This window comes from Rhodococcus sp. PAE-6 (assembly GCF_025290685.1).
GTDB classification, from domain to species: Bacteria; Actinomycetota; Actinomycetes; order Mycobacteriales; family Mycobacteriaceae; genus Rhodococcus; species Rhodococcus pyridinivorans.
The window spans coordinates 55,624-81,838 of the sequence record NZ_JAOCLZ010000008.1 but is presented as its reverse complement, the minus strand read 5'-3'; the positions used below and the strand labels follow the sequence as shown (position 1 = coordinate 81,838).

The following is a 26,215-nucleotide window of genomic DNA, read 5'->3' as shown; positions in this document are numbered from 1 at the left end:
GCGGGTCAGCGGCCCGAACCACCGAAGGATGGGAGGGACGCGCTGACGACGGTCTCGGCGGTCATCCGACCCTGCTCGACGGCACTGCCGGTCGCCACGGCGGTCGCTCCGACCTCGAGGCTGTCGGCGGTGTCGCCGGTCAGGGTGATGATCTCGGTGTCGGGGGTGAGGACGACGGTGACCGTCGAACCACCGATGACGCCGAGGGTGATGCTGCCGCCGTCGTTAGCGGTGATCGTGCCCACGACCGCGCCCGCGTCGCCCATGACCTCGCCGAGTCCGCCGGGGATCCGGTCGAGCGGCAGTCCCGGTGTGGTCGGTTCGGGTGCCGGCGGGAGAGTCGCCGTCGGCGGGGGCGCGACGGTGGCCGGGGCGCGATCCGACGCGACCCGCGAGGTGGAGTCGTCGGGCCGGCTGAGCAGGAACCCGATGGTGCCGCCGAGCGCGATGAGGACCACCGCGGCGAGCGTGATCAGTCCCCAGCGCGGGCCGCGCGGCTTCCCGGCATCCGTGCCGGGCGCCGGACCCGTGGGTGGCTGCCCGGGGATTCCGTGCCCCCGCGTTCCTGGTCCCGGGTTCATCGCCGTCTGCGGGTTACCGGGGTCGTATCCGGGGAGCACCTGTGTGGGCTGATAGCCGTGCGGGGGCGGGTAGCCCGGCTGAGGCGGATACGGCTGTTGCGACGGAGAACCCTGTTGCGACGGAGAACCCTGTTGCGACGGAGGACCCTGCGGGGAGGGATAGGCCTGGGTGGGCTGGTACTCGCTCCCCTGCGCGCCCCACTGCTCGTAGCGGGTGTACGCGACCGTCGGGTTGGTGACCGGCCGCCCGTACGCCTCGGTCGCGTCGTCGGTGTGCAGCACGCGGGTCGCGTCGGGGTCCGTCCCGTTCGACGACTCGTCGAGTGCGTAGGCCCGTTCCTGCGGGGTGCGCGGATCCTGGGGATTCTTCATAGCGCCTTCCAGAGTAGGCGCGCGCGGCCCCGGCGGCTCCTGCCACCGAGGCCGCGCACGGGCGCCGTCAGGCGCTGATCACGAGGTGGTCGCCGTCCTCGCTGACGCCCACGTGGACGGTGTCTCCGTCCTTGATCTCACCGGCGAGCAGCTTCTTGGCGAGCTGGTCGCCGACCGCCTGCTGTATCAGGCGGCGCAACGGACGTGCACCGTACTGCGGGTCGTAGCCGCGCACCGCCAGCCAGAACCGCGCGGTGTTCGAGACGTCCAGTGTCAGTCGCCGCGCCGACATGCGGTCGGCGAACTGGTCGAGCTGGATGTCGACGATCTTCTCGAGCTGCTCCTCCGAGAGCGGGTCGAAGATCACGACGTCGTCGAGCCGGTTGATGAACTCCGGCTTGAACGCCGCCCGCACCGCCGCCATGATGTGCTCCCGATCGCCACCCGCACCGAGGTTCGATGTGAGGATCAGGATGGTGTTGCGGAAGTCGACCGTGCGGCCCTGGCCGTCGGTGAGACGACCGTCGTCGAGCACCTGCAGCAGCGTGTCGAAGACGTCCGGGTGTGCCTTCTCGACCTCGTCGAACAGCACCACCGTGTAGGGGCGACGCCGCACGGCCTCGGTCAGCTGACCGCCGGCCTCATAGCCGACGTAGCCCGGAGGCGCACCGACGAGGCGTGCCACCGAGTGCTTCTCGCTGTACTCGGACATGTCGATCCGCACCATGGCGCGTTCGTCGTCGAACAGGAAGTCGGCGAGCGCCTTCGCCAGCTCCGTCTTGCCGACACCGGTCGGGCCGAGGAACAGGAAGGACCCCGTCGGACGGTTCGGGTCGGCGACACCGGCACGTGCACGACGCACCGCGTCGGAGACGGCCTGCACCGCGACGTCCTGGCCGACGACCCGCTTGCGCAGTTCGTCCTCCATCCGCAGCAGCTTGGAGGTCTCGCCCTCGAGCATGCGGCCGGCGGGGATGCCGGTCCATGCCGCGACGACGTCGGCGACGTCGTCCGGGCCGACCTCCTCCTTGAGCATCAGGTCGCCACCGGCGGTGGTACCCGACGCGGCGGCGGCCGCCTCGAGCTTCTTCTCCAGCTCGGGGATGCGGCCGTAGCGCAGCTCGGCGGCCTTGCCGAGGTCGCCGTCGCGTTCGGCGCGTTCTTCCTCACCGCGCAGGGATTCGAGCTGTTCCTTGATCTCCCGCACGGAGTCGATCGCGGTCTTCTCGTTCTGCCAGCGCGTGGTGAGCTGGTTGAGCTTCTCCCGCTCGTCGGCGAGTTCGGCGCGCAGCTTCTCGAGGCGTTCCTTCGAGGCCTCGTCGCTCTCCTTCTGCAACGCCATCTCCTCGATCTCGAGGCGACGGACGACGCGTTCGACGGTGTCGATCTCCTCGGGACGCGAGTCGATCTCCATCCGCAGGCGCGAGGCTGCCTCGTCGACGAGGTCGATCGCCTTGTCGGGTAGGAAGCGCGAGGTGATGTACCGGTCGGACAGCGTCGCCGCCGCGACGAGCGCGGAGTCGGTGATGCGCACGCCGTGGTGCACCTCGTAGCGCTCCTTGAGGCCGCGCAGGATGCCGACGGTGTCCTCGACACTCGGCTCCCCCACCAGGACCTGCTGGAAACGACGTTCGAGGGCCGCGTCCTTCTCGATGTACTTGCGGTACTCGTCGAGGGTCGTGGCACCGACCAGCCGCAGCTCACCGCGGGCGAGCATCGGCTTGATCATGTTGCCGGCGTCCATCGCCGACTCGCCGGTCGCGCCGGCGCCGACGATGGTGTGGAGCTCGTCGATGAAGGTGATGATCTGCCCGGCCGATTCCTTGATCTCGTCGAGCACGGCCTTGAGGCGTTCCTCGAACTCGCCGCGGTACTTCGCGCCCGCGACCATCGAGCCGAGGTCGAGCGAGATGACGGTCTTGCCGCGCAGCGACTCGGGCACGTCCCCGGCGACGATGCGCTGGGCGAGGCCCTCGACGATGGCGGTCTTACCGACGCCTGGCTCACCGATGAGGACCGGGTTGTTCTTGGTCCTGCGGGAGAGCACCTGGACGACACGGCGGATCTCGTTGTCGCGACCGATGACCGGGTCGAGCTTGCCTTCACGCGCCCGCGCCGTCAGATCGGTGGAGTACTTCTCCAGGGCCTGATAGCTGGCCTCGGGATCGGCGGAGGTCACGCGGCGGTTGCCGCGGACGGTCGTGAAGGCGTCGCGCAGGGCGGCCGGCGTTGCGCCGTGCCCGGCGAGGAGCTTCGCGACATCGGAGTCGCCACCGGCGAGGCCGACGAGGACGTGCTCGGTGGAGACGAATTCGTCGGTGAGTTCGGTGGCGAGTTTCTGTGCCGCGGTCATGGCCGCGATCGCCTCACGCCCGAGCTGCGGTGTGGTGGTCGCCCCGCTGGTCTGCGGAAGACGACGGACGAGGTCCTCGGCTTCCCTGCGCACCGCGGCCGGGTCGACGCCCACCGCTTCGAGCAGCGGGCCGGCGATGCCGTCGGTCTGGTCGAGCAGTGCCACGAGCAGGTGTGCCGGACGGATCTCCGGGTTGCCCGCAGCGGACGCCGACTGAAGTGCAGCGGTGAGTGCGGCCTGGGTCTTGGTCGTCGGATTGAACGAGTCCACTGCGCGCCCCTTTCTTTCTCGGTGCACCCCACGCGCAGGCGAGTGCCCCATGTCGATTCTGCAGCCGATTCCCTGCCTCGGGCAGGTCTCGGTGATGTCGAATTCTTCAACGGATCATAAGTTGAGTTTGTTCCACTCAACTTTCCTGAGTGTAGTGATTCTGCTCACAAACCGCTCGCAGGTTGTGACGGACCCGGCGGTCAGTGGCCGGGCGCCCTGCAACCGACTACAGTGGCGGCGTTCGCGCAGCACGGATACAGGGAGGATGGCGTGGAGGCTTTCGCCATCGCCCGGGTTCAGCTCAGCTTCGCGTCGATCATCGCCACCCCCACCGGAGCCGAACGGTTCGCGACGGCGTTCTACAACGCCATGTGGAGCGAGTCCACCGGCATCCGCTCACTGTTCCCCGCCGGCATGGAGTCGATGCGACAGCGGTTCGCGACCGCGGTCGGCTGGGTCGTCGCCCGCCTCCACGAACCGGGCACCGTCGACAGGTTCCTCGCCCAGCTCGCGCGCGACCACCGTAAGTACGGGGTCGAGCCGCTGCACTACCGCGTCGCGGGCAACGCACTGCTCGCCGCGGTCCGCGAATGCACTCCCCTGATCCTGTGGACGGCCGCGCTCGAACGCACCTGGGCCGAGGTCGTCGACGGAGTCGTCGAGACGATGGCGACCGCCGCGGCCACCGACGACCTGCCTGCCTCGTGGGGGGCCACCGTCGTCGGCCACGAACGCGTGCTCCCCGATCTGGCCATCATCCGGCTCGAGGCCGACAGCTCGATCCCCTACTACGCGGGCCAGTACATGAGCGTGCAGATCCCGCAGCGCCCGCACATGTGGCGGTACCTGTCGGCAGCGATCCCGCCGAATCCGTACGGGCAGATCGAATTCCACGTTCGACGGGTCTCCACCGGATGGGTGAGCCCCGCGCTCGTCGGCGAGACCGCGGTCGGCGACCGGTGGACGATCGGCCCACCGCTCGGTGGCCTGCACGTCGACCGCGAGAGCGGCCGGGACGTGCTGATGATCGCGTCCGGCACCGGTCTCGCACCCATGCGCGCCCAGATCATGGAGATGGCGATGCGCGGCGACAACCCGCGCGTCCACCTGTTCTACGGGGGCAAGTATCCGTGCGACCTGTACGACCTCGAGACCCTGTGGCAGATCGCCACGACCAACCCGTGGCTGACCATCGTGCCGGTGCTCGAGGAGAAGGAGAACCCTTGGTGGCACCCGGTTCCCGCGAAGGAACCGCCCACCGGCCTCAACCGGCCGATGTACGGCAAGCTCGGTAAGGTCGCCGGGCAGTTCGGCACGTGGGCCGACCGTCAGATCCAGATCGCCGGGTCGCCGTCGATGATCCGCACGACGCTGTACGCGCTGTCGGCGGCAGGCACCCCGCGTCAGAACATCAGCTTCGACCCGCTCTGATCTGCTTGCGCAGCTTCCGTGCTGCGAGAACGTTCCGCGTCAGCGAGGTCGGGTTCGGTGGCACCCATCCCGCCTGCTTTGCCATTCCGAGGTCGTCGCGCACGGCCCAATGCTCGACGGTCTTGCCGTCGGCCACCCGCATCCAATGGGCCTGACGCACCGTGAAACTCTTTCCCGTCGGCGCGAACACCTGATCGACGCGGCCCTGCTCGTCGTAGGTGGCGAAGGGTCCTTCGTGTCGCGCCGACATGACGGTGTCGAGGACGACGAGATCGTCCTGCTCCACGACGTTCTTCACCTCGAACTTCAGATCTGCGAAGGCGTCACGCAACCACAGTGCAGTCGCGAAGAAACCGTCGGGTCCGTGGACTCTGGTGGGAGGCGGTTCACTCTTTGCTTCGCGATTGACCGCGTCCGCGGACAGCACCTCGCCGAAAACGCTGCGATCACCGTCGGCCATCATCATCAGAGCCCGCACGGCGAGAGATTTCTTCTCCTCGGATCCGAGTTCCGGGGTGGACGCCGGAGTGGAATGTTCGATCTTCACGGCACTTCTCCTGCCTGTGAAACGAGACGATCGACCCCCGGTTCGAGTATGAACCGGCCGGTCCAGAAGTCAACGCCGCAGGAGAAGGGAACGGTGGCTACATCCGCTGCGCCGCGACCGCCCGCGCGAAATCCGGATGCGCCTGCGAGATGACGAGTTCCGAACCGTCCTCGGCCACGGACATTCCCAGAGAGGCCCGCTTCGGCTCGAGCACCCGCAAGGCGACGTAGATCGGGAGGAACGACAGACCGAAGACACCGAGCAGCGCCAGACCGTAGATCTCGGGAGCGCCCTGCACGAGCGCGAACACCAGCGCGAGGAAGATGACGCCGAGGACCGTGCAGGTCGCGGCGGCGGCGATCTGCCAGCGCGTGCGGACGGCGACGCAGCGAGCACACACGGGCCAGTCCACCGCGGCGACCTGCACCGTGTAGGCGGCCTCGAGCGCCGAACCGAACCGGTTCGATCCCTGGCGGGGCTCCGATGCGTCGGCCGCGACCGTCACCCGGACACGTCCGGTCTCGGGCTCTCCGTGGCGCGGGCAGATCGGGGGGATGGGATCGATCGGTCGCATCGAACCGTCTCCGAGCGTGCTCGTCGCTCCCGAGCCCGGATATTCGACTGCCAACCGCACCTCGACCCGCTGGACGTCCCCGTTCACCATGCGAGGGAGTATGTCAGGCCGCACTCCCCGGTGAAAGCCGAGGATCTATCGGCCGCGTCGCCTCTCCGTCTCGGCCACGAAGTTCGGGTGGGCGTACGCGACAACGAGGGCCGACCCGTCGATCGGAGCCTCGAAACCCCACCAGCCCTGACGCATCTGTCTGACGAAGATCGCCGGGGTCGGAACGAGGAAGGTTCCGAACACGAGCAGCGACCACAGGGCCATGTACTCGCGGGCCCAGCCGAGGGCCGCCATCTGCACCGCGACGAGCAGGCAGACCAGTCCGCCCAGCATGCACAGCCACATCGCCCACCGTGTCAGCCGATCGATCCGGACGCACCGCGCACACATCGGTACATCGAACGCGATCACGTGTGGCTTGTGCTGCGCACGTGCACGCCACGTACTGGCCTTCGCCGCAGCTTCGGTACCGATGATGCGGATCTGCGCGCGACTGTGCCGGATCTTGCGATAGGTGGTGACCCAGGTGTGCACGCGCTCGACCTCCGGCACCCCGTGCACAGGACACACGGGTGGAAGCTCATCCTTCACCGTCAGCTGGACGGGTCGGCCCCCCAGTCGTGTCGGTATCGCATCGTCACGGTCCTGTGTCTCGAAACGCACATGCGCAAGACCATTTTTCGTGTTCCCCCCGGTTGTCACGTCGTGCACTGTAGCGGGCGTCGCAAACGCCGTTGCGATGGCCTACACTCTCGTCCGATCACGACTGGGGGATGTCTTGACACGATCGAATCTGTATGTGGACCCGGACGACCTGCGCGCTGCAACACATGATCTGCGCGATCTGGCCGACCAGGCGGATGGTGCACGCCGTTACGCCGATCGGTGGCTGACGCCTCCTGAGACCGGGGGACTGATCTACTTCGATGTCGTCGAACGGGTGCACACGGCCCGTGCCCGGCTGACGGCTCTCTACGACGAGCTGGGTGTGGCGATCGACCGAGCGGCGACGGCGATGACCGAATCCGCACGGACATACGAGGACACCGAACTGGGCACTTCGGCACAGTTCGAGCGCACCGGTCCGGACATCGGCTGGTGAGCGCTCGTCCGGACGATGCGCTCGTCGAACCCACCGCGTCCGATCCCATACCGGACCTGCTCGAACGCACCCTGGGGATGTACTACCTCTCCCCGAGCTTCTACGTCGCCGAACTCTGCAAGTTCGTGGTGGGCACGGATCCGTGGGTGTACGCGGCCCAGCACTGCGGTGGCGACTGGGAGTCGGTGCTGCGCACGAGCGATGGCGTGAACAGGCTGGCCACCTTCCACCGTGCGTACGCGACGGCCGTAGACGACGTCCACGGCACGGTTGCCCCGTGGGACGGATCGGCGGGCGGGGCCGCCGGTCGTTATCTCACCGATCTGCAGAACGCCCTCGACGAACAGGCCCGGGCCGTTCACGGGATCTCTGAGCAATTGGAGAAGATCGCCGTGTCGATGTACGAACTGAACCAAGCATTCGCCGAAATCCTCTCGGTCATAACCGATGCAGCCATCAGGGTTCTGATCAGGATCGCGGCGACGAGTATCGCCGCCGCAACCGGTGTCGGAGTTCTGGGCTCGGCGGCCATTGCAGCGTCCTCCGTAGTGGACCTGGTGATCATCAGCGACCAGTGGAGGAAGGCGATCGACGTCCACACCACAGTGTGGACGTCCATCCAGGGCCTCATCGGTGTGCTCACCGGAAATCTCGCGAAGATCGAGAACATCGAGATCCCCGGCCTCCCCGCAGTCTAGGCACCACGGTGCCGCACAGGAATCGAGAAGACATGGACGAATCCGAGATCGTCGTCGACGTCGCGCGCGGCGATGCCACCCTGTCCCGCGAGATCGTCACGTCATTGCGGTCGATCGCCGATGCCACGGGCGACCCGGCCTTCGCGAAGCTCGTCGAGCAGGTGACGTCGGGTGAGCTGGGGGTGCGGGAACTCGCCGGTACAGAAGTGTTCTCGTCGATGCTCGACCGTCTGGTCGCCCCGGTCTTCGAGTCGCTGAAGGAGACGACCTTCGAGGACCTCGTCGAGGAGCGTCCCGACCCTCAAATGTAACGCGGATCACACTCCTCGCGATGATCCATCATCAGCCACACACAGAGGAACGGACATGAGCAGGATTCACGTGTGGCTCGCGATGATCGTCGTCATCGCGGGGATCGGGCTGACGGGCCCGACCGCGTCGGCCGCAACGCCCTATTGCGGCATCCACTGGGGTTCGCTGGACAAGGTGAACCCGACGATGGTCGCCTCACCGTTCACCGCCGTGCGGGCAGGACGGCACGAGTGCTTCGACCGGATCGTCGTCGATCTCGCCGGGCCGGCCGCGGGTTACCGCGTCGGCTACGTCCCCGCCGTCCACGAGGACGGATCGGGGTTCGAGGTCCCGCTGCGCGGAGGCGCCTACCTCCAGGTGGTCGTCCTCGCGCCCGCCTACTACGTACCGGCGAACCGGCGCGAGGTCGTCGCCGTGAGCGGATACCGCACCCTGCGACAGGTGGCGTGGGCCAACAGTTTCGAAGGCCAGACCACCCTCGGTGTCGGGGTACGGGCCCGGCTGCCGTTCCGGGTGTTCACCCTCGACGGTCCCGGTAGCGGTTCACGGGTGGTGCTGGACGTCGCGCACCAGTGGTGAGGCAGGACAGCGGCATTCCGAATCCACGAGTCCTGGTGACAAACAACCGGCCCCGGCAACCACGACCGGTTGCCGGGACCGACCGCCACGCGAACGAGGTCAGCGATAGGACGCCCGCAGCGTCTTCTTGTCGAGCTTGCCCAGCGGCGTCAACGGCAGGGCGTCGAGGAAGTCGACCGATTTGGGGGCGTGCACCGAACCCTTTGCGGCACGCACCTTCTCGATCAGTTCCTCGACCGGCACCGACTGACCGTCGCGCAGCACGACACACGCCTTGACGGCCTCGCCCCACTTGGTATCCGGCACACCGACGACGGCCACGGACGCGACCGCCGGGTGCGACGAGATGACGTCCTCGATCTCGCGGGGGAAGACGTTGAAGCCGCCGGTGACGATCATGTCCTTCTTGCGGTCGACGATCGTCATGAAGCCGTTCTTGTCGGCGCGCGCGACGTCGCCGGTGTGCAGCCATCCGCCGCGCAGCGCCTCGGCGGTCTCCTCCGGCTTGTTCAGATAGCCCTTCATCACGAGCGGGCCGCGCACACAGATCTCGCCGAGTTCGCCCTGCGGCACCTCGTTCAGGTCGTCGTCGAGCAGGCGGACGTCGAGCCACGGCACGGGGCGGCCGCACGACGCGAGGCGGCTCGGATCGTCGGGGAGGTGTTCTTCCTTGCGCAGCACCGAGATGGTCATGCCGCATTCGGACTGGCCGTAGAACTGGAAGAAGACCGGGCCGAGCCGCTCGATCCCTTCGCGCAGGCGGGATGGCGACATCGCCGACGCGCCGTAGAACAGGGTCTCGAGGCTCGACAGGTCGCGGCCGTCGAAATCGGGATGGTCGAGCAGCATGTAGATCATCGTCGGCACGAGCATGGTCGCGTTGATGCGGTGCTTCTCGATCGTTTCGAGCACGAGCGCGGGATCGAAATGGGGCAGCACGTAGAGGCATCCGCCGCGCAGGAGCGTGGGGACGAAGAACGCCGCCCCGGCGTGCGAGAGCGGGGTGCACACGAGGAAGCGTGGCTGCTCGGGCCACTGCCACTCGGCCATCTGGATCTGGTTCAGGGCCGCTCCCGATCGGAACGAGCCCATGACACCCTTCGGTTTCCCGGTGGTGCCGCCGGTGTAGACGATGGATGAGGTGTCCTCGATGTCGACAGGTGCGGACACGAGCCGCTGCTCGGTGAACTGCTCGGACAGGGCGAGGATGTCGGTACCCACCGAGGACGGGCCGAGGGAGAACAGGTTCTTCAGGGTCGGCACCTGCTCGCGCAGCTCCGCGGCGCGTTCCTCGAAGTGGCGCGGATCGAAGATCAGGGTCTCGATCTCGGCGTCGGTCGCGATGTACAGGTGGTCGGAGAGCGAGCCCATCGGGTTCAGGGCCGTGTTGCGGCAGCCGGCGACCATCGTGGCGCCCATCGAGATGAGTACCTCGGGCCGGTTCTTGGACAGCATCGCCACCGCCGATCCCTGCCCGACCCCGACGGACGCGAGCGCCTGCTGGAACCGGCTGATGGCGGCACGCATCTCGGCTCCGGTGAGGACGACGTCACCGAGGTGCAGGGCGGGCCGGTCGGCGCTGCGGTCGAGCGCGGTGATGAGGAGATCGGGCGTGAATGCGGGGCGGTAGAGGTCGGCGTACTCCTCGGGCATGGTCGTCCTTCCGGTGTGCTGTGACGGTCCGTTGTGTGACGTCACCGGTCGGCGTTCTCCGCTGTGGTGACCATCACCTGCCGTTGGTCACGATAACCGCTCGAGGGCAAAAACTGAAACACGTTCCACTCTGCCTTTTCGGCGATTTCTCGCCTAGAGTCTTGGGCACGCCACAGCACACCACCGGGGGAACACGCATGCAGTCGGCCACGCCGTCACCGAGCGAGACCGAGACGGCAGTCACCGCAACCGTCGTCGAACATCATCGGCTCCGCCACGATCTCGCAGTCGTGCGTCTCGAATGCGACGACGCGATCGTCGATTTCCGCCCCGGCCAGTACGTCGACGTAGCCGTGCCGCAGCGCCCCACGCTGCCTCGTCGTCTCTCCCCTGCGCTGCCGCCGTCGCTGGACGGCAAGCTCGAGTTCCACGTGCGCACGGTCCCGGGCGGTTGGGTGAGCGGCGCGATCGTCGCCGAGACCCAGCCGGGCGACGTGTGGCAGCTCGGCGCGGCCCGCGGCGGCGACCTCCACATCGACGACACGGGCCGCATCGTCATCATGGTGGCCGGCGGTACGGGCCTCGCGCCGCTCCGGTCGTTGATCCTCGACACGGCGCGCCGGCCGGATCCGCCCCGCACCTTCCTGTTCACGGGCGCCCGCAACCCGCGCGACCTGTACGCCGCCGACATGCTCATGCTCCTGTCGGAGGCGCTGCCGTGGCTGACGGTGGTGCCGGTCGTGGAGACCCTCGAGATTCCCGACATTCCCGACCCCTGGTTCGATCGCATCGCGCCGCGCATCGACGAGTTCGGACCCGACCCCGACGAACTGCTCGAGGGCAGCGTCGACGAGGTCGTCACGTCCTACGGTGCGTTCGGCGACCACCAGGTGCTCGTGTGCGGCCCGGCGGCCATGGTGCGCACCACCGCTCAGCGGCTGATCGAGACCGGTACCCCGGTCGAGAACATCCGCTACGACCCGTACTGAGTGCCCCCGGCGCACCGGCCGGCACTCTACGAATCGGCCGCGGTTACCCAAGCACGGGCGACGACCCGCCCGACCTCATCGAGGTATCGGAGCGTCCGGTCGAGCCGGGCGGACGCCTCGTCCCGATCCTCGCGGGCCCGGAAGCTCAGCGGGTCGGTGGTGGGCGGCCCGAAGAACACGATGTCCACTTCGTCCACCGTCGAGACAGAGCCCGGTTCCCCAGAGGGACAGCACGGTAGGGAGGGACCGGACGTCCCCGTTCGTGATCGTCACGTACCCTCCCTACCTCTCGGATCGTTCGATCAGGCGACCGGTGCGTCCGACGATGCTGCGTCGCGTGCCGCGATGTACCCGAAGACCAGGCCCTGCCCGATCGTGGCGCCGGCACCGGGATAGCGGTGACCGAACGCGTTGGCCGCGGTGTTGCCGATGGCGTAGAGACCGGCGATCGGGGTGCCGTCCTCGCGCAGGACCCGAGCCCGTTCATCGGCTCGCACGCCACCGCAAGTGCCCAGATCGCTCAGGGTCATCTTCACGGCGTAGAGAGGTCCGTGCGTCAGTGGCCGCATGTTGGGGTTGGGCTGGATGGTGGGATCACCGTAGTAGCGGTCGTAGGCGCTGCTCCCACGGCCGAACTCGGAATCCGTTCCGGCTGCGGCATCGTCGTTGAACTTGCCGAAGGTCGCGGCGAAGTTCTCCACCGGCACGCCCATCGAGGCCGCGAGTTCTTCCGCGGTGGAGGCGCGGTGAGCGATACCCGCCTTGTACCAGGCCTCCGGCAGCGGCTGACGGGGGAACACCCCGGCCGCGAACACGTAGCTGTTGCGGTACTTCTGGTCGAAGACGATCCACATCGACTCGATCGGATCACCGGCGCGCTCCCGTTCGAGCACCAGCTGCCCGAAGGACATGTAATCAGACGACTCGTTCGTGAAGCGCCGACCGCTCTGATCGACGATGAACGAGCCGGGCAGCGAGCGCTCCGCGAGCATGACCAGCGGTGGCTTGCCCGGCCGGGTCGGTGCGACGGCGGGGAACCACCAGGCCTGATCCATGAGGTCCAGGTCGGCGCCGATCTCCTGGGCCGCCTTGATCGCATCGCCGGTATTGGTCTCGGCGCCGAGGCTCTCGTTGTCGAGCAGACGCTCGGACTGGAACTTGCGCCGCATCGCCATGTCGTGGTCGAAACCGCCTGCGGCGAGCACCACCCCGCGGCGCGCGGTCACCGTCACCTCACGCCCGTTCTGTTCGACGACCGCACCGGTAACCCGGTCCCCGTCGGTGAGCAGCCGCACCAGCGACGTCTCGGTCCACACAGGCACACCGGCCTCGAGCACACCAGCGAACAGGCCCGCGGCGATCGCCTGCCCACCGGCGACGTATTCACGCTTGACGGCGAGACCGGCGACCCCCTGTGCGAGCCGCTTGAAGATACGCGGAAAACCCTTGTGCGGCACGCGCAACATGAGGTTCATCCACTTGTAGTCGGCACCGGTGGTAGGCATCGGCAGGCTCGCCTCCATGAGGCCGGGACGCAGTCGACCCCGCTCCTCACCGAGGACCGACAGGTCCATGGGCAGGCACTCGCAGCTGCGGCCGACCGCCGAACCACCCGCCAGTTCGGGGTGATAGTCGGAGTAGCCCTCAGCCCAGAACAGCTTCATGGGGGTGGTGCGCTGGAGCATCTCGACGGTGGCGACACCGTTGTCGACGAAGGCCTCGCCCCGTTCGGCCGGCGCCGTGCCGTCGACGACCGTCCGCACGTAGGTGTGGCCGCGCTCGACGGTGTCGCCGCTTCCCGCCGCGGTGAGTACCGGATTGGCCGGCACCCAGAACGCACCGCCGGAACGGGCGGTCGATCCGCCGACGTAGGCCGACTTCTCCACGAGGAGCGCGGACAGTCCCGCCTCGTGCGCGGTGAGTGCGGCGGCCATGCCGGTACCGGACCCGATCACGAGCAGGTCGACGGTGGTGTCCTGGGCGGGTGCCACGGGCGGTACGGATGTCGGCGCCATCGACAGTCTCCTTCTCGTCGTTGTCTGCGGGACGCTAGGACAGTTGCTCAGGACGCGAAGCCGCTCGTCCCGGTCACCGGGAGATCCGGCCCGTCGACCAGGGCGCGCACCATCTTCCACACCTCCTGCCGCGCCGGCTCGCTGAGCGACAACGCGGGGAAGGTCAGGAATCCGTGGAACAGGCCGTCGAATCTGCGGTGCTGCACGGACACCCCGGCCGCGGCGAGACGGTCGGCGTAGTCGTCGCCGGACGAACACGGCGGATCGAGTTCGGCGGTGGCGACGACCGCCGAGGGCAGCCCGGCGAACGACTCGGCGCGGGTGGGGATCAGGCGGGGATCGTCGGTGCCGTCCGGTGCGTACTGCTCCCAGTACCACCGCATCGCCGCGGCGGCGTTGTAGTAGCCCACCCCGTACTTCCGGTACGACTCGGTGTCGAAGTCGTCGTCGATCACCGGATAGAACAACGCCTGACCGAGCACCGCCGGTCCGCCCCTGTCGCAGGTGGCGATCGCGACGGTCACGGCGAGGTTTCCACCGGCACTGTCGCCGGCAAGCACGATGCGCGCCGGGTCTCCCCCGTACGACGCGACGGTCGCGGCCGTCCGTTCGAGCGCGGCGTACAGGTCGTCGTGCGCGGCCGGGGCAGGGTGTTCGGGGGCGAGGCGGTAATCGACGGACACGACGACGGCCCCGACAGCCTCCGCCATCGACCGGCAGAACTCGTCGTGACTGTCGAGATCGCAGAAGACGAACCCTCCACCGTGCGCGAACACGACGACCGGGCGCGCGGCCTCGGAGGACTCGGGACGGTAGAGGCGCAACGCGAGGCCGCCTCCCGGTCCGTCGACGACGAGATCGTGTACCTCACTGGTCGTGTATCGGCGAGCGGGACCGGACGTGCTCCGCGAGCCCGTCCGAGCGCACACTCCTGACGGACCGATCGACGAAGGAGAGCGTATGACCGACGGATCGAACCGCATGCCGGCAGTACGCATCGGGATCACCAGCCCGGTCGTCACCCGGGTCCCCGGGGCCTCCGGCGACTGGGAGGCCGGCGCGGGCATCGAGGAACTGTCGCAGATCGCGGTCACCGCGGATCGGTCGGGATTCCACCACCTCACCTGCAGTGAACACGTCGCCGTACCGGCGCCCGTGGCCGCGACGCGCGGTGGGACGTACTGGGATCCGCTGGCGACCCTCGGCTTCCTGGCAGCGCGCACCGACCGGATCCGACTGGTCACCCAGGTTCTCGTCCTCGGCTACCACCATCCTCTGGAGATCGCGAAGCGCTACGGCACGCTCGACACGGTCAGCGGTGGACGCCTGACCCTCGGTCTCGGCGTCGGTTCGCTCGAGGAGGAGTTCGCGTTGCTCGAAGCCCCCTTCACTGATCGCGGCGCACGCGCCGACGATGCTCTCGCCGCCCTGCGCGCATCTCTATCGACACGCGAACCCTCCTATCACGGAGAGCATTTCGAGTACTCGGATGTGGTGGTCGATCCCTGCGCCGTGCAGCCGCGAGTTCCGTTATGGATCGGCGGCCGCACCCCGCGTTCGCTGCGACGCGCGTGCGAGTTCGGGGACGGCTGGGTACCTTTCGGGCTCCCCTTCGACGACGTGAAAACGATGCTCGCGAAGAGGCAGCCGCCGCCCGGCTTCGAGGTCGTGCTGTCGGTGACGCGGCTCGACCCGCTCGGTGACCCCGACGCGACGCGCAGACGACTCGGCCGCGCGATCGCAGCGGGCGCGACGATCGTCGGTGCCGGTGTGGACGCCGGATCCGCCGACCACTACTGCGACCAGCTCGTCGCCCTCGCCGACCTGTTCGGCAGGGAATTCGGCGATCTCGGGGTGGGGTGAGGTCGGCATCTCCCGCTGGCCGGGAGAACGGCGATGCGGTGCGCCAGCGGGTCGCTAGCCAGCGTCGGCGCGACACCTTTCGTCCCGCACCACACAGGAGCGACCGTGACCGTTTCCGACACCGACGCCCGCACTCAGCGCATCCGCACCACCGTGCACGCCTATCTCGATGCAGTGGCCGCAGGCGTGGCCGCCGACATCGCCGCCCTCTACGCCGACGACGCCACCCTCGAGGATCCTGCCGGAAGCGAGCCTCGCGTGGGCCGGGCAGCGATCGCCGAGTTCTACAAGGGTGTCGAGGCCACCGAGAACACCACCGAGTTGCTCACACTCCGGATCGCCGGGTCGACCGCGGCCTTCCACTTCCGTGTGGTCACGAAGGCGGGCGAGCAGACCTACGAGATCGAGCCCATCGACGTCATGACGTTCGACGACGAGGGACGCATCACCAGCATGCGGGCGGTCTGGGCTCCCAGCGACATGCGTGTTCGCTGACCGGTCGGCGGGACAGGGTTCGCACACTGTGTCGTCGGTGACGGACACTGGAACGAACGCCGATCGATTGGAGTTTCGATGACAGCGGAACACGCGGTACTGGATCCCCGACGGATCCGCGACGTGATGGGCAACTTCTGCACGGGTGTCACGGTGATCACCGCGCTCGACGGCGACGAACCGCTGGGATTCGCCTGTCAGTCGTTCGTGTCGGTCTCGCTGGACCCGCCGCTCATCTCGTTCTGTCCCGCCCGCACGTCGACGACCTGGCCGAAGATCCGGGAGGTCGGCACCCTGGCCGTCAACGTCCTGGCCGAGAGCCAGCGCACCCTGTGCGGTGCGTTCGCGGTGAGCGGCGGCAACAAGTTCCGCGGGGTGCGCTGGGAGCCGGGCGACAACGGCGCTCCGGCGATCGAGGGAGCCCTGGCGCGGGTCGAGGCAACCGTGGAGACCGAGTACGAGGCCGGCGACCACACGATCGTGCTGGCACGGGTCACGGGGCTGACGTCGCTGCACTCCCGCGGTCCGCTCCTGTTCTTCCAGGGCACCTACGGCGGTTTCGAACGGCGGTGACGCCGAACGACAGGTGAGGGAATAGACGGTCACCGGTCGAGGTTGCTCCGAAGGTGTGCCCGGCGGCCGATACCGGGCCCCGACGCGAAGGATTACCGGTGACCGTTCCCCTCTCCATCCTCGACCTCGCACACATCGGCAAGGGCGAGACCGCCCGTGAGAGCTTCGACGCCAGCGTGAAGATGGCCCAGCTCGCCGAGCAGTGGGGTTACCGGCGCATCTGGTACGCCGAACACCACAACATGCCGACGATCGCCTCGTCGGCGACGAGCGTGCTCATCGCGCACGTCGCTGCGCACACCTCGTCGATCCGTCTCGGCGCCGGCGGCATCATGCTGCCGAACCACTCGCCGCTGACCATCGCCGAACAGTTCGGAACTCTCGCCACGCTGCATCCCGGCCGCATCGACCTCGGTCTCGGCCGCGCCCCCGGCAGCGACCAGAAGACCATGCGGGCGCTGCGCCGCGACCCGACGTCGGCCGACAGTTTTCCGCAGGACGTCCTCGAACTGCAGGCCTACCTGAAGGGTGAGTCGCGGATCCCTGGAGTCGACGCGATCCCCGGTAGGGGCACCGATGTGCCGCTGTACATCCTGGGCTCGTCGCTGTTCGGCGCGAAACTCGCTGCTCTGCTCGGTCTTCCGTACGCCTTCGCGTCGCACTTCGCGCCGCAGGCCCTCGAGGACGCGGTGCGGCTGTACCGCCGCGAGTTCCAGCCCTCCCCCGACCACTCGGAGCCGTACGTCATCGCGGGTGTCGGTGTGATCGCCGCCGATACCGCCGAGGAGGCGCAGTCGCTGTTCGAGGCGACCAAGCGGGCGCGGGTCGTCCAGATGGTCGGACGCGGGCGCACGTTCAGCGAGGAGGAGATCGACATGCTGCTCGACTCCCCCGCCGGCATGCAGGTGCTCGAGATGCTTCGGTACACCGCCGTGGGTACGCCGCAGGAGGTGCGCGACTACCTCGACCGGTTCACCGAGCGCGCGCAGGCCGACGAGCTGATCGTCGTGTCGTCGGCTCCCGGACGCGACGCGTGGCTGCGTTCGCTGGAGCTTGTTGCGCAGGTCAGCGACCTGGTCCCGGCCTGATCGACGAGGGCTTACGCGTCAGGCTACCGGCGGGTACACTTCAGCGGCCGGCCAGGCACGGCTGAGAACCACGAGTCGTCAACCGCCAGGAGCACGATGAAGTACCGCACCCGCGCTGTCGCAGCGGCAGTTCTGACCGCTGCAGCGGCGATCACCGCACCCGCCACTGCGGCCGCCGATTCCCTGCCCACCGACGGGCCCACCATCACGCTGACGATCCGCAACGACACCGATGCGCCGATGGTGCTCACGTCGACCGAGAACCCTTACGGAACATGGGTGGACGAGCCGGCCACCGTGGTGCCGGCCCGCTCCACCGAGACGGTCTCGGCGAGCAGCGCCGACCGGCGCGGGTTCGGCATCCAGATCGACTACACGATGCCCGGCGACGCGACCGTGGCGCTCATGGCCAACAACTACGGCACGGGCGTCGCGAACGGCGACGGCACCCACATCGGCGGTGCCAACCGGCACGGCTTCGAGGTCGCGACCACTGTGGAGGACGGATATCCGTTCATGACAGCGGACTTCGCCGTCACCCGCCCCTGAGACGACGGACCGGGCCCGGAGGATACCTGCGTATCCTCCGGGCCCGGTTCGTATGTGCGTCGGCGTCCTGCCTCTGTGTGTCAGCGTCCCGCCGCGTCCATCACGGACAGGTGCGCGAACAGTGCGCTCGCGCCGATCGGATTGCCGCCGCCGGGGTAGACGGTGCCGCTCGGTGCGGCCATCGTGTTGCCCGCCGCGTACAGGCCGGGGATCGGAGCACCCTCGCTGTCGAGCACCCGCCCGACGGTGTCGGTCCGCAGACCGCCCTTGGTGCCGAGGTCGGAGACGCCGAACTGCGCCGCGTGGAAGGGGCCCTGTTCGATCGGGACCAGCGCGGACCTACCGCCGGTGAAGGCGAGATCGTAGGGCTCGTCCCCGCGGCCGAAGTCCTCGTCGACTCCCTTCGCGGCCAGGTCGTTCCACCGCGCGACGGTCGCCTTCAGGGATTCGGCTGGCACACCGATCTGCTCGGCGAGTTCCTCGAGGGTGTCGGCGGTCTTCCACAGTCCCGCGTCGACGTACTTCTCGGTTTCGACGAGCGGCACATTCGTCGCCCCGACCGGTGGGACCTCACCGTTCCGGTCGTCGTAGATCATCCAGAACGGCAACGTCATCTCGCCGCGCTCCATGCGGGCGATGACGTCGCGGCCCAGACGGTCGTAGGGTGCGTACTCGTTGGTGAACCGCGCACCGTCCTGGTCGACGAAGATGCCGCCCGTGAAGCACAGCGCGAACGCCGAACGTCCGTCCGGGTGGGTCAGTCCCGGCGACCACCAGGCCTGATCCATCAGGTCAACGTCGGCGCCGACGGCGATGCCCGCCTCGTGGGCCTTGCCGAGATTCGACCACGGGCCCATCGAGTCCCGCGCGGCGCCGGGCACCCCGTACTTGCTGCGCATCTCGTCGTTCCGATCGAAGCCACCGGCGGCGAGGACGACACCCTTGCGCGCGCGGATCGCCCGTCGCTCGCCGTCGTTCCCGACGACCGCGCCCACGACCACACCGTCCTCGACGATCAGTTCTTCGAGCGGGGTGTTCCGGTACAGCTCCACGTTCGGGTACTTGCGCAGGGCGATGAGGAATCGTCCGACGAGCGCGCGACCTCCGATGAGCATGTCGGGCAGGGGTTCGCCGTTGCGTTCGCGGCCGAGCGGGCCGCGGATCGACTCGTTGAGCTCGGGATCGGCGGCGATGGGCAGCGGCGACGGGACGATGTGACGTCCCTGGGCACGGGCCTTGGGCGCCTTGCCGAAGTAGTCGGGCCACGGGTAGACCATGAATTCGAGATCGTCGTCGGACTCGAGGTAGTCGATCAGCGGGGCGCCGCCGCGGACATACGCCTCCTGCAGTTCGCGCGGGGTGCGGTCGCCGACGACCGCGTGGTAGTAGGTCAGTGCGTCCTCGAGGGTGTCGTCGTCACCGGCACGCTGCAGGACCGCGTTGGTGGGGAACCAGACGCCGCCGCCCCCGGAGTACGCCGTGGTGCCGCCGAAGTACTCGGATGCCTCGACGAGGATTACCGACAGTCCTTCGCGCGCAGCGGTGTACGCACCGCAGCACCCTCCGGCTCCCGACCCCACCACGAGGACGTCGCATTCTTCCGCCCACTCCGCCATGACTGTTGCCTTCCGTCGACCGTTCGTGTGGAACACGCCACACTAGGCAGACGTCGAGGCTCCACAGGGCGATCGTCTCGCTGGGCGGGAGATTTTCGTTCTCGACCGATCCGGCGGATCAGTCGCGCTCGACCGCGGTGCGGTCAGTCGCGCTCGACCGCGGTGCGGTCAGTCGCGCTCGACCGCGGTGCGGTCAGTCCCGCCTGTTGCGCGGCTTCCACACGACGAGGGCGTTGCTGCGCGGAATGGGCACCAGATCGCCGCGTGTCGAACGCAACTGGGCGACCTCGGCGTTGAGTTCGGCGACGCGCTGCTGCAGTGCCTCGACCTGGTTGGTCAGCTCTATGATCCGTTTGATCCCGGCGAGGTTGACACCTTCGTCCTGGGAGAGGCGCTGCACTTCGCGCAGCAGTTCGACGTCGCGCGGCGAGTACCGGCGGCCGCCGCCGCTGGTGCGGTGCGGGGTGACGAGTCCGAGCCGGTCGTAGTTACGCAGCGTCTGCGCATGCATCCCGGCGAGTTCTGCTGCCACCGAGATGACGTAGACGCGCGCATCGGGATCCGGTGACAGATTCCGTGGCATTCTCGTCTCGCTCATCACGCACCTGCCCATCCCTCTCGAGGATCGAAACCGCTTGCCTCTTCTGCACGAAGATAGTTGTGCAGCGCTTCCGTCGCCTTCTCGTCGAGATTCTGCGGGATCGCGACCTTCACCGTGACGAGAAGGTCACCGGCGCCGCCCCCGCGCTTGGGGACGCCGCGTCCGCGGACCCGCAGGACCCGGCCGTCGGCCGTTCCCGGCGGAATCTTCAGCCCGACGCGGCCGTCGAGGGTCGGCACCGAGACGGTGCCGCCGAGGACGAGTTCGCCGTAGCTGACGGGCAGCACGAGGGTCAGATCGTCGCCCTCACGCCCGAACACGCGGTCGGGACGGACGTGCACCGTCACGAACAGGTCGCCGGACGGGGCGCCGCGCAGACCGGCCTCGCCCTGACCGGCGAGGCGGATGCGCGAACCGTCCTTGATGCCTGCGGGGACCCGCACGGTGATGGTGCGGGTGCGGTTCTGCACGCCGGTACCGCGGCAGTCGCTGCAGGGGTTGTCAATGATCGATCCGCTGCCCCGGCAGTCGTCGCACGGTTCCGAGAATCCGAAGGCGCCCTGGTTACGGGAGACCACACCGCTTCCGTTGCAGTTCGGACAGACCCGCGGGCTCGTTCCCGGCTGGGCACCGCTGCCGTGGCAGGTGGTGCACGGCGCCGGGCTGGTCATCCGCAGGGGAACCGTGACGCCCTGGACGGCATCGCGGAAGTCGAGCGTCGTCTCGGTCTCGACATCGGATCCGCGGCGTGGACGCGACCGGCCGGCGGTGGAAGCAGTGCCGCCACCGGCGCGGTTGAACAGGCCACCGAAGAGGTCGCCGAGCCCACCGTCGCCGCCACCGCCGAACAGGTCGCCGATGTCGAAGGTCGCTCCGGTACCACCGGAGAATCCGCCGGCGCCGGGACGGAAGCCACCCGGCATGCCGCCGGAGGCGAACAGGCGCCGGGTCTCGTCGTATTCCTTGCGCTTGGCGGGATCCGACAGGACGGCGTTGGCCTCGCTGACGGCCTTGAAGCGTTCCTCGGCCTTGGCGTCACCGGGGTTGGCGTCGGGATGCAGGTTCCGCGCCAGTTTCCGGTAGGCCTTCTTGATCTCGTCCTGCGTTGCGTCGGGGGAGACGCCCAGGTCCTTGTAGAAATCCTTCTCGATCCACTCCCGCTGGCTCACCGGGCGTCTCCTCCTCTCGCGTTTTCTTGTTCTTACTCTGTGCCCGGCTCCGCCGACCGCGCGTCACCCGGCGTGTCCGCCGGATCGCCGTCGGTGACCGTCACCATCGCGTGCCGCAGGATGCGGTCGCCGAAGCGGTAACCCTTGCGGAGCACCGTCCCGAGCACCGGGTGGTGACCGTCGCCTTCCATCTGGACGGCCTCGTGCAACTCGGGATCGAAGGCGTCGCCTTCCTCACCGAACGCGACGAGTCCGACACTGTCGAACACACCGGTCAACTTGCCGGACAGTGCCTTCAGCGGACCCGTCTCCAGGTCGCCGTGGGCGCGTGCCCGGTCGAGGTCGTCGAGGACGTCGAGGAACTTCGCCGCGACGGAGGCCTTGGCCTCCTCCGCGATCGCCGTGCGCTGCGCCTCGGCGCGGCGACGGTAGTTCGCGTACTCCGCGCTCACGCGCTGCAGGTCGGCGGTGCGCTCGGCGAGTTCCTTCGCCTCCTGCGACTGTCCTTCGGTCCGCTCGGCCTTCTCGGCGTCGCCCTCCGCAGGAACCGACTCGATCACCTCGCCCTCCTCGGCGCGCGGCTCCTCGGCGGGGTCGCGCACCTCGAAGGTCTCAGGGTCGATCCGTCGCTTGTCGGTGACGGTCACCGGTTCCTGCTCGGGCTTGTCGGCACTCACTTCTTCTCCGAATCGTTCGGCTCGTCGACGACCTCGGCGTCGACGACGTCGTCGGCACCTGCGGCCGCGCCGTCACCGGCAGCGGCACCCTCGGCGCCCTGCGCCTCGTAGATGGCCTGGCCGAGGGCCTGCGACTCGGTCGCAAGCTTCTCGACGGCGGCCTTGACCGCGTTGATGTCGGAGCCGGCGAGGGCGTCGTTGGCTTCCTTGATCGCAGCCTCGACCTTCTCCTTGACGTCGGCCGGGACCTTGTCCTCGTTCTCCTTGATGAACTTCTCGGTCTGGTGCACGAGCGACTCGGCCTGGTTGCGGACCTCGGCCTCCTCGCGACGCTTGCGGTCCTCCTCGGCGTGCGCCTCGGCGTCCTTGACCATCCGGTCGATCTCCTCCTGGGACAGGCCGGAGCCTTCCTGGATCTTGATCGTGTTCTCCTTGCCGGTGCCCTTGTCGCGGGCGGTGACGTGGACGATGCCGTTGGCGTCGATGTCGAAGGTCACCTCGATCTGCGGGACGCCACGCGGAGCCGGCGCGATGCCGCCGAGCTCGAACGAGCCGAGCAGCTTGTTGTGCGCCGCGATCTCACGCTCGCCCTGGAAGACCTGGATCTGCACCGACGGCTGGTTGTCGTCGGCGGTGGTGAAGGTCTCCGACCGCTTGGTGGGGATCGTGGTGTTGCGCTCGATGAGCTTGGTCATCACGCCGCCCTTGGTCTCGATACCCAGCGACAGCGGGGTGACGTCGAGCAGCAGCACGTCCTTGACCTCGCCCTTGAGGACGCCGGCCTGCAGGGCTGCACCCACGGCGACGACCTCGTCGGGGTTCACTCCCTTGTTGGGCTCGCGGCCACCGGTGAGCTCGCGCACCAGGTCGGTGACGGCGGGCATACGGGTCGAGCCGCCGACCAGCACGACGTGGTCGATGTCGCCGACGGAAATGCCGGCGTCCTTGACGACCTGCTGGAAGGGAGCGCGGGTGCGCTCGAGGAGGTCGCCGGTGATCTTCTGGAACTCCGAGCGGGTGAGCTGCTCGTCGAGGAACAGCGGGTTCTTGTCCGCGTCGACGGTGATGTACGGCAGGTTGATCGAGGTCGACTGCGAGGACGACAGCTCGATCTTGGCCTTCTCGGCAGCCTCACGCAGACGCTGCATGGCCATCTTGTCCTTGGTCAGGTCGACGCCGTGCTGTGCCTTGAACTTGTCGACGAGCCAGTTGACGATGCGCTCGTCCCAGTCGTCGCCACCGAGGTGGTTGTCACCGGAGGTCGCGCGGACCTCGACGACGCCGTCGCCGATCTCGAGGAGGGAGACGTCGAAGGTGCCGCCACCGAGGTCGAAGACCAGGATGGTCTGCTCCTTCTCGCCCTTGTCGAGACCGTAGGCGAGGGCAGCCGCGGTGGGCTCGTTGACGATGCGCAGGACGTTGAGACCGGCGATGGTGCCGGCTTCCTTCGTGGCCTGACGCTGGGCGTCGTTGAAGTACGCCGGGACGGTGATGACCGCGTCGGTGATGTCCTCACCGAGGTAGGCCTCCGCGTCGCGCTTGAGCTTCATCAGCGTGCGGGCGCTGATCTCCTGCGGCGTGTACTTCTTGTCGTCGATGGCCACGGTCCAGTCCGTGCCGATGTGGCGCTTGACCGAACGGATGGTGCGGTCGACGTTGGTGACCGCCTGGTTCTTGGCGGGCTGACCCACCAGAACCTCACCGTTCTTCGCGAATGCGACGACGGACGGGGTGGTGCGGGACCCCTCGGCGTTGGCGACCACAACGGGCTCGCCGCCTTCCAGAACGGAAACGACCGAGTTGGTGGTTCCGAGGTCGATGCCGACCGCACGAGCCATAATTTTCCTCCAATGTTCCTGCCGCGACGCGTGCGCGCCGCGAAAACGTTCCATGCCCGACCTGAGCCCGTTCGGCTCAGGTGAGCGCGGTCGACTCAAGCCTGCACCCGAGCGGCCCACGCCGTCAAGTGAAGTTGAGTCTTATGCGCTCAAGTTGTCTGACTCGTCCAACGGCAGGTCGTGGACTTTTGTTCCGAGGGTGGCGCACATCACTTCGATCGGTCGCATCTGCTCGATTCGGGGACCGATACCCGATGTCGACAACGCGCCACTGTCCGCACCGGTGCGCAAGGACGGGTTGTCCACAGGGACCCCGTCGATCCACAGGTGGTCGGGTCGAGGGCTTCGATGCTCCGGGTCCGTCGTCGCCGTACACGACCCTCGCTGCATGGACGAACCGAACTTCCTTCTGCGCTCCGACCTGCTGGCCGGCGGGACGACCTCGGACGAGATCCGTCAGGCCGTCCGCTCGGGACGGCTACGGAACGTCACACGCGGTGTGTACGTCGACGGTGGCGGGGACGTCGACCCGCTCACCCTGCACCATGCGCGCGTACTGGCGCGACGGGGACGGACCACCCCGGACGACGTCGTCAGCCATGTCTCCGCTGCAGTGCTGCACGGCCTGCCTCTCTGGAACGTCGACCTCTCCCCCGTCCACATCAGCCGCGACCGGTCGAGTGGACGTCGCACCCCGACCCTCCATGTACACAAGTGCGCCTACCAGCCCGAGGAGGTCTGCGTCGTCTCGGGTCTGCGCACCACGACCGTCGCGCAGACCGTTGTCGACCTGGCACGAACGCTTTCGGCAGACTCGGCGGTGATCGCCGGCGACGCGGCGCTGCGGGCGCATCCCGATATCGCACCCCTGCTCCTCGATGCGCTGGCATCGTCCGGCATGCGGCACGGGATCGCCGCTGCCCGGCGGACCGTTGCTTTCCTCGACGGTCGCAGCGAAAGTCCCGGCGAGTCGCTCAGCCGATTACGGATCCGGTCGGCGGGGTTACCGGCGCCGAAGCTGCAGCACGAGCTGCGGACCCCTTCCGGAGCATTCGTCGCTCGTCCCGACTTCCTCTGGGAGGACGAAGGCGTGGTCGGGGAATTCGACGGAAGGAGCAAGTACGGTTCGGACGAGCCCGGCGCGACGGCCGAGACCGTCCATCGCGAGAAGCTGCGGGAGGATGCGATCCGGGCACTGGGCTTCGAGGTCGTGCGATGGACGTGGGCGGATCTGTTCCGCTTCGAGGCCGTCCACGCCCGCCTGGTTCGCGCCGCCGGCAGAGCCCGCCGACGGTAGGTGCACCACACGGGGACGGATGCTCGATGACGACATCGAGCATCCGTCCCTGTGCTTACGTAGATCGCGCCTCGTTCGCCTTCGTGATGAACTCGATGTGTTCGCGACTCGGCCCGCAGAACTCCTGCTCGATCTGCTGCGCGTTGTCCTCGTGCATGCGGTAGAGGCTGTCGCGTAGGCCCTCGTCGCCGCCGTGGAACTGCTCGAGCAGATCCATCCATTGCCGTGCCATCTCCTGGGCCTCCGAACAGGCCGGATCCATCCCCGAACTCAGCGCAGCGTCGACACGCGGGATGAGTTCCTGCCACGACGTCTCTGCCGCCGTGATGACGTCGTCGCCCAGCATCGCGCGTCGTTCCGCGAGGTCTGCGATCTGTCCCTTGTCGAAATACCTTTCGAACATGTCGTCCACTTCGATCACTCCTCGGATCACCTGAAGGAAGTCGGCGACCGATGCATCCGGCGACGTTCGGACCGTGCGGGAGAGCATCTCGACCTGCGCACGCAGCGTGCGGGTCGCCGCGAGCTGATCGTCCAGGTAGGCACGGTGCGCGTCGAGGATCTCCGACAGCGAGGTGTCGCCGTCGGTGACCGTGGCGATCGCGTCCAGTGACAGCCCGAGCTGACGCAGCGCCAGCACCTGGTACAGCCTCTCGACGTCCGACTCCTCGTACAGCCGATGGCCCGACGCCGTCCGACCCGACGGCCGCACGAGGCCTATGTCGTCGTAGTGATGCAGGGTCCGCACGGTCAGGCCTGTCTCCGCTGCGAGACGCCCCACCTTCCAGTGCTGTCCGGAACGTGTCTGCTGCCCGGAACCAGTCGCCGGCATCGTCCACCCACTTCCACCGGCACTCCGTGCGCCGGCACGATCGACGTTATGACCTCACGTTACGTGAGGTGCAAGCCGAATCGTTCGGCT

27 protein-coding genes are annotated in these 26,215 nt (G+C 68.1%); 12 read left to right on the top strand and 15 right to left on the bottom strand.

Annotated features, from left to right (window positions below; all coding sequences use genetic code 11):
- Positions 1–5 precede the first annotated feature (5 nt).
- Both NVV99_RS16595 and clpB read right to left on the bottom strand, forming a co-directional pair.
- The gene (locus NVV99_RS16595) at positions 6–953 is read right to left on the bottom strand and encodes a hypothetical protein (protein WP_024101898.1); all 948 of its coding nucleotides are present in this window, start codon (positions 951–953) and stop codon (positions 6–8) included.
- 67 nt (positions 954–1,020) lie between these two features.
- On the bottom strand, positions 1,021–3,576 hold the full coding sequence (gene clpB / locus NVV99_RS16590; RefSeq protein WP_024101899.1) for an ATP-dependent chaperone ClpB: 2,556 nt from the start codon (positions 3,574–3,576) through the stop codon (positions 1,021–1,023).
- Positions 3,577–3,846: 270 nt separating this feature from the next.
- Between clpB and NVV99_RS16585 the strand changes: the two genes are divergently transcribed.
- Positions 3,847–5,007 (top strand): FAD-binding oxidoreductase, encoded by a 1,161-nt coding sequence (locus tag NVV99_RS16585; protein ID WP_024101900.1) that lies wholly within the window; start codon positions 3,847–3,849, stop codon positions 5,005–5,007.
- Here the strand turns inward: NVV99_RS16585 and NVV99_RS16580 are convergent.
- From NVV99_RS16580 to NVV99_RS16570, 3 genes are all read right to left on the bottom strand, one after another.
- Complete coding sequence (locus NVV99_RS16580; protein WP_024101901.1) at positions 4,988–5,554, bottom strand: ester cyclase; 567 nt, start codon at positions 5,552–5,554, stop codon at positions 4,988–4,990. The two genes, NVV99_RS16585 and NVV99_RS16580, sit on opposite strands and share 20 nt — an antisense overlap.
- 97 nt (positions 5,555–5,651) lie before the next feature.
- Positions 5,652–6,218 carry a hypothetical protein gene (locus NVV99_RS16575; protein WP_024101902.1) on the bottom strand — a complete coding sequence of 189 codons (567 nt, stop codon included), beginning with the start codon at positions 6,216–6,218 and terminating at the stop codon, positions 5,652–5,654.
- 45 nt (positions 6,219–6,263) lie between these two features.
- Positions 6,264–6,731, bottom strand: coding sequence for a hypothetical protein (locus NVV99_RS16570; protein ID WP_228044656.1), 468 nt, complete (start codon positions 6,729–6,731; stop codon positions 6,264–6,266).
- Positions 6,732–6,957: 226 nt separating this feature from the next.
- Here NVV99_RS16570 and NVV99_RS16565 point away from each other — a divergent pair, with 226 nt between their 5' ends.
- The 4 genes from NVV99_RS16565 to NVV99_RS16550 are packed head-to-tail and all read left to right on the top strand — an operon-like array spanning position 6,958 to position 8,870.
- Entirely contained in the window at positions 6,958–7,281 is a 324-nt protein-coding gene (locus NVV99_RS16565; RefSeq protein ID WP_228044657.1) for a hypothetical protein, read from the top strand.
- Positions 7,278–7,979: a hypothetical protein gene (locus NVV99_RS16560; RefSeq protein WP_024101904.1), complete on the top strand. Its 702-nt coding sequence runs from the start codon at positions 7,278–7,280 to the stop codon at positions 7,977–7,979. The genes NVV99_RS16565 and NVV99_RS16560 overlap by 4 nt, the downstream gene beginning before the upstream one ends.
- A gap of 32 nt (positions 7,980–8,011) precedes the next feature.
- Positions 8,012–8,290, top strand: coding sequence for a hypothetical protein (locus NVV99_RS16555; RefSeq protein WP_024101905.1), 279 nt, complete (start codon positions 8,012–8,014; stop codon positions 8,288–8,290).
- 55 nt (positions 8,291–8,345) lie between these two features.
- Entirely contained in the window at positions 8,346–8,870 is a 525-nt protein-coding gene (locus NVV99_RS16550; protein WP_024101906.1) for a hypothetical protein, read from the top strand.
- A gap of 99 nt (positions 8,871–8,969) precedes the next feature.
- Here the strand turns inward: NVV99_RS16550 and NVV99_RS16545 are convergent, their stop codons facing one another.
- The gene (locus tag NVV99_RS16545) at positions 8,970–10,523 is read right to left on the bottom strand and encodes an AMP-binding protein (protein WP_024101907.1); all 1,554 of its coding nucleotides are present in this window, start codon (positions 10,521–10,523) and stop codon (positions 8,970–8,972) included.
- Positions 10,524–10,720: 197 nt separating this feature from the next.
- On the opposite strand from NVV99_RS16545, the gene NVV99_RS16540 reads away from it, so the two are divergent.
- On the top strand, positions 10,721–11,512 hold the full coding sequence (locus NVV99_RS16540) for an FAD-binding oxidoreductase (RefSeq protein WP_024101908.1): 792 nt from the start codon (positions 10,721–10,723) through the stop codon (positions 11,510–11,512).
- Positions 11,513–11,538: 26 nt separating this feature from the next.
- Here NVV99_RS16540 and NVV99_RS16535 read toward each other — a convergent pair whose 3' ends face one another.
- The 3 genes from NVV99_RS16535 to NVV99_RS16525 form a co-directional block, all read right to left on the bottom strand.
- Positions 11,539–11,709 (bottom strand): hypothetical protein, encoded by a 171-nt coding sequence (locus tag NVV99_RS16535; RefSeq protein WP_024101909.1) that lies wholly within the window; start codon positions 11,707–11,709, stop codon positions 11,539–11,541.
- 105 nt (positions 11,710–11,814) lie between these two features.
- Positions 11,815–13,527, bottom strand: a complete 1,713-nt coding sequence (locus tag NVV99_RS16530; RefSeq protein WP_024101910.1) for a 3-ketosteroid-delta-1-dehydrogenase — start codon at positions 13,525–13,527, stop codon at positions 11,815–11,817.
- 47 nt (positions 13,528–13,574) lie between these two features.
- Positions 13,575–14,456, bottom strand: a complete 882-nt coding sequence (locus NVV99_RS16525; protein WP_024101911.1) for an alpha/beta hydrolase — start codon at positions 14,454–14,456, stop codon at positions 13,575–13,577.
- A 31-nt stretch (positions 14,457–14,487) separates the two neighbouring features.
- On the opposite strand from NVV99_RS16525, the gene NVV99_RS16520 reads away from it, so the two are divergent.
- From NVV99_RS16520 to NVV99_RS16500, 5 genes are all read left to right on the top strand, one after another.
- Positions 14,488–15,390, top strand: a complete 903-nt coding sequence (locus NVV99_RS16520; protein ID WP_024101912.1) for an LLM class F420-dependent oxidoreductase — start codon at positions 14,488–14,490, stop codon at positions 15,388–15,390.
- A gap of 105 nt (positions 15,391–15,495) precedes the next feature.
- Positions 15,496–15,885, top strand: a complete 390-nt coding sequence (locus NVV99_RS16515) for a nuclear transport factor 2 family protein (protein ID WP_024101913.1) — start codon at positions 15,496–15,498, stop codon at positions 15,883–15,885.
- Between the two features lie 78 nt (positions 15,886–15,963).
- On the top strand, positions 15,964–16,458 hold the full coding sequence (locus NVV99_RS16510; protein WP_024101914.1) for a flavin reductase family protein: 495 nt from the start codon (positions 15,964–15,966) through the stop codon (positions 16,456–16,458).
- 98 nt (positions 16,459–16,556) lie between these two features.
- Positions 16,557–17,546 (top strand): LLM class flavin-dependent oxidoreductase, encoded by a 990-nt coding sequence (locus NVV99_RS16505; RefSeq protein ID WP_024101915.1) that lies wholly within the window; start codon positions 16,557–16,559, stop codon positions 17,544–17,546.
- Positions 17,547–17,642: 96 nt separating this feature from the next.
- Positions 17,643–18,095 carry a hypothetical protein gene (locus NVV99_RS16500; protein ID WP_024101916.1) on the top strand — a complete coding sequence of 151 codons (453 nt, stop codon included), beginning with the start codon at positions 17,643–17,645 and terminating at the stop codon, positions 18,093–18,095.
- An 80-nt stretch (positions 18,096–18,175) separates the two neighbouring features.
- Here the strand turns inward: NVV99_RS16500 and NVV99_RS16495 are convergent, their stop codons facing one another.
- The 5 genes from NVV99_RS16495 to dnaK form a co-directional block, all read right to left on the bottom strand.
- The gene (locus NVV99_RS16495) at positions 18,176–19,711 is read right to left on the bottom strand and encodes an FAD-binding protein (protein WP_024101917.1); all 1,536 of its coding nucleotides are present in this window, start codon (positions 19,709–19,711) and stop codon (positions 18,176–18,178) included.
- A 193-nt stretch (positions 19,712–19,904) separates the two neighbouring features.
- Positions 19,905–20,309 carry a heat shock protein transcriptional repressor HspR gene (locus tag NVV99_RS16490; RefSeq protein WP_024101918.1) on the bottom strand — a complete coding sequence of 135 codons (405 nt, stop codon included), beginning with the start codon at positions 20,307–20,309 and terminating at the stop codon, positions 19,905–19,907.
- Positions 20,309–21,481 carry a molecular chaperone DnaJ gene (gene dnaJ, locus NVV99_RS16485; RefSeq protein WP_024101919.1) on the bottom strand — a complete coding sequence of 391 codons (1,173 nt, stop codon included), beginning with the start codon at positions 21,479–21,481 and terminating at the stop codon, positions 20,309–20,311. The genes NVV99_RS16490 and dnaJ overlap by 1 nt, the downstream gene beginning before the upstream one ends.
- Positions 21,482–21,513: 32 nt before the next feature.
- A complete protein-coding gene (grpE, locus tag NVV99_RS16480) occupies positions 21,514–22,158 on the bottom strand; it encodes a nucleotide exchange factor GrpE (RefSeq protein ID WP_024101920.1) in 645 nt (214 codons plus the stop codon).
- On the bottom strand, positions 22,155–23,996 hold the full coding sequence (dnaK, locus tag NVV99_RS16475) for a molecular chaperone DnaK (protein WP_024101921.1): 1,842 nt from the start codon (positions 23,994–23,996) through the stop codon (positions 22,155–22,157). The genes grpE and dnaK overlap by 4 nt, the downstream gene beginning before the upstream one ends.
- 388 nt (positions 23,997–24,384) lie before the next feature.
- Here dnaK and NVV99_RS16470 point away from each other — a divergent pair, with 388 nt between their 5' ends.
- A complete protein-coding gene (locus NVV99_RS16470; protein WP_024101922.1) occupies positions 24,385–25,293 on the top strand; it encodes a hypothetical protein in 909 nt (302 codons plus the stop codon).
- A 55-nt stretch (positions 25,294–25,348) separates the two neighbouring features.
- Here NVV99_RS16470 and NVV99_RS16465 read toward each other — a convergent pair whose 3' ends face one another.
- Entirely contained in the window at positions 25,349–26,125 is a 777-nt protein-coding gene (locus tag NVV99_RS16465; RefSeq protein ID WP_024101923.1) for a MerR family transcriptional regulator, read from the bottom strand.
- Positions 26,126–26,215: the final 90 nt, after the last annotated feature.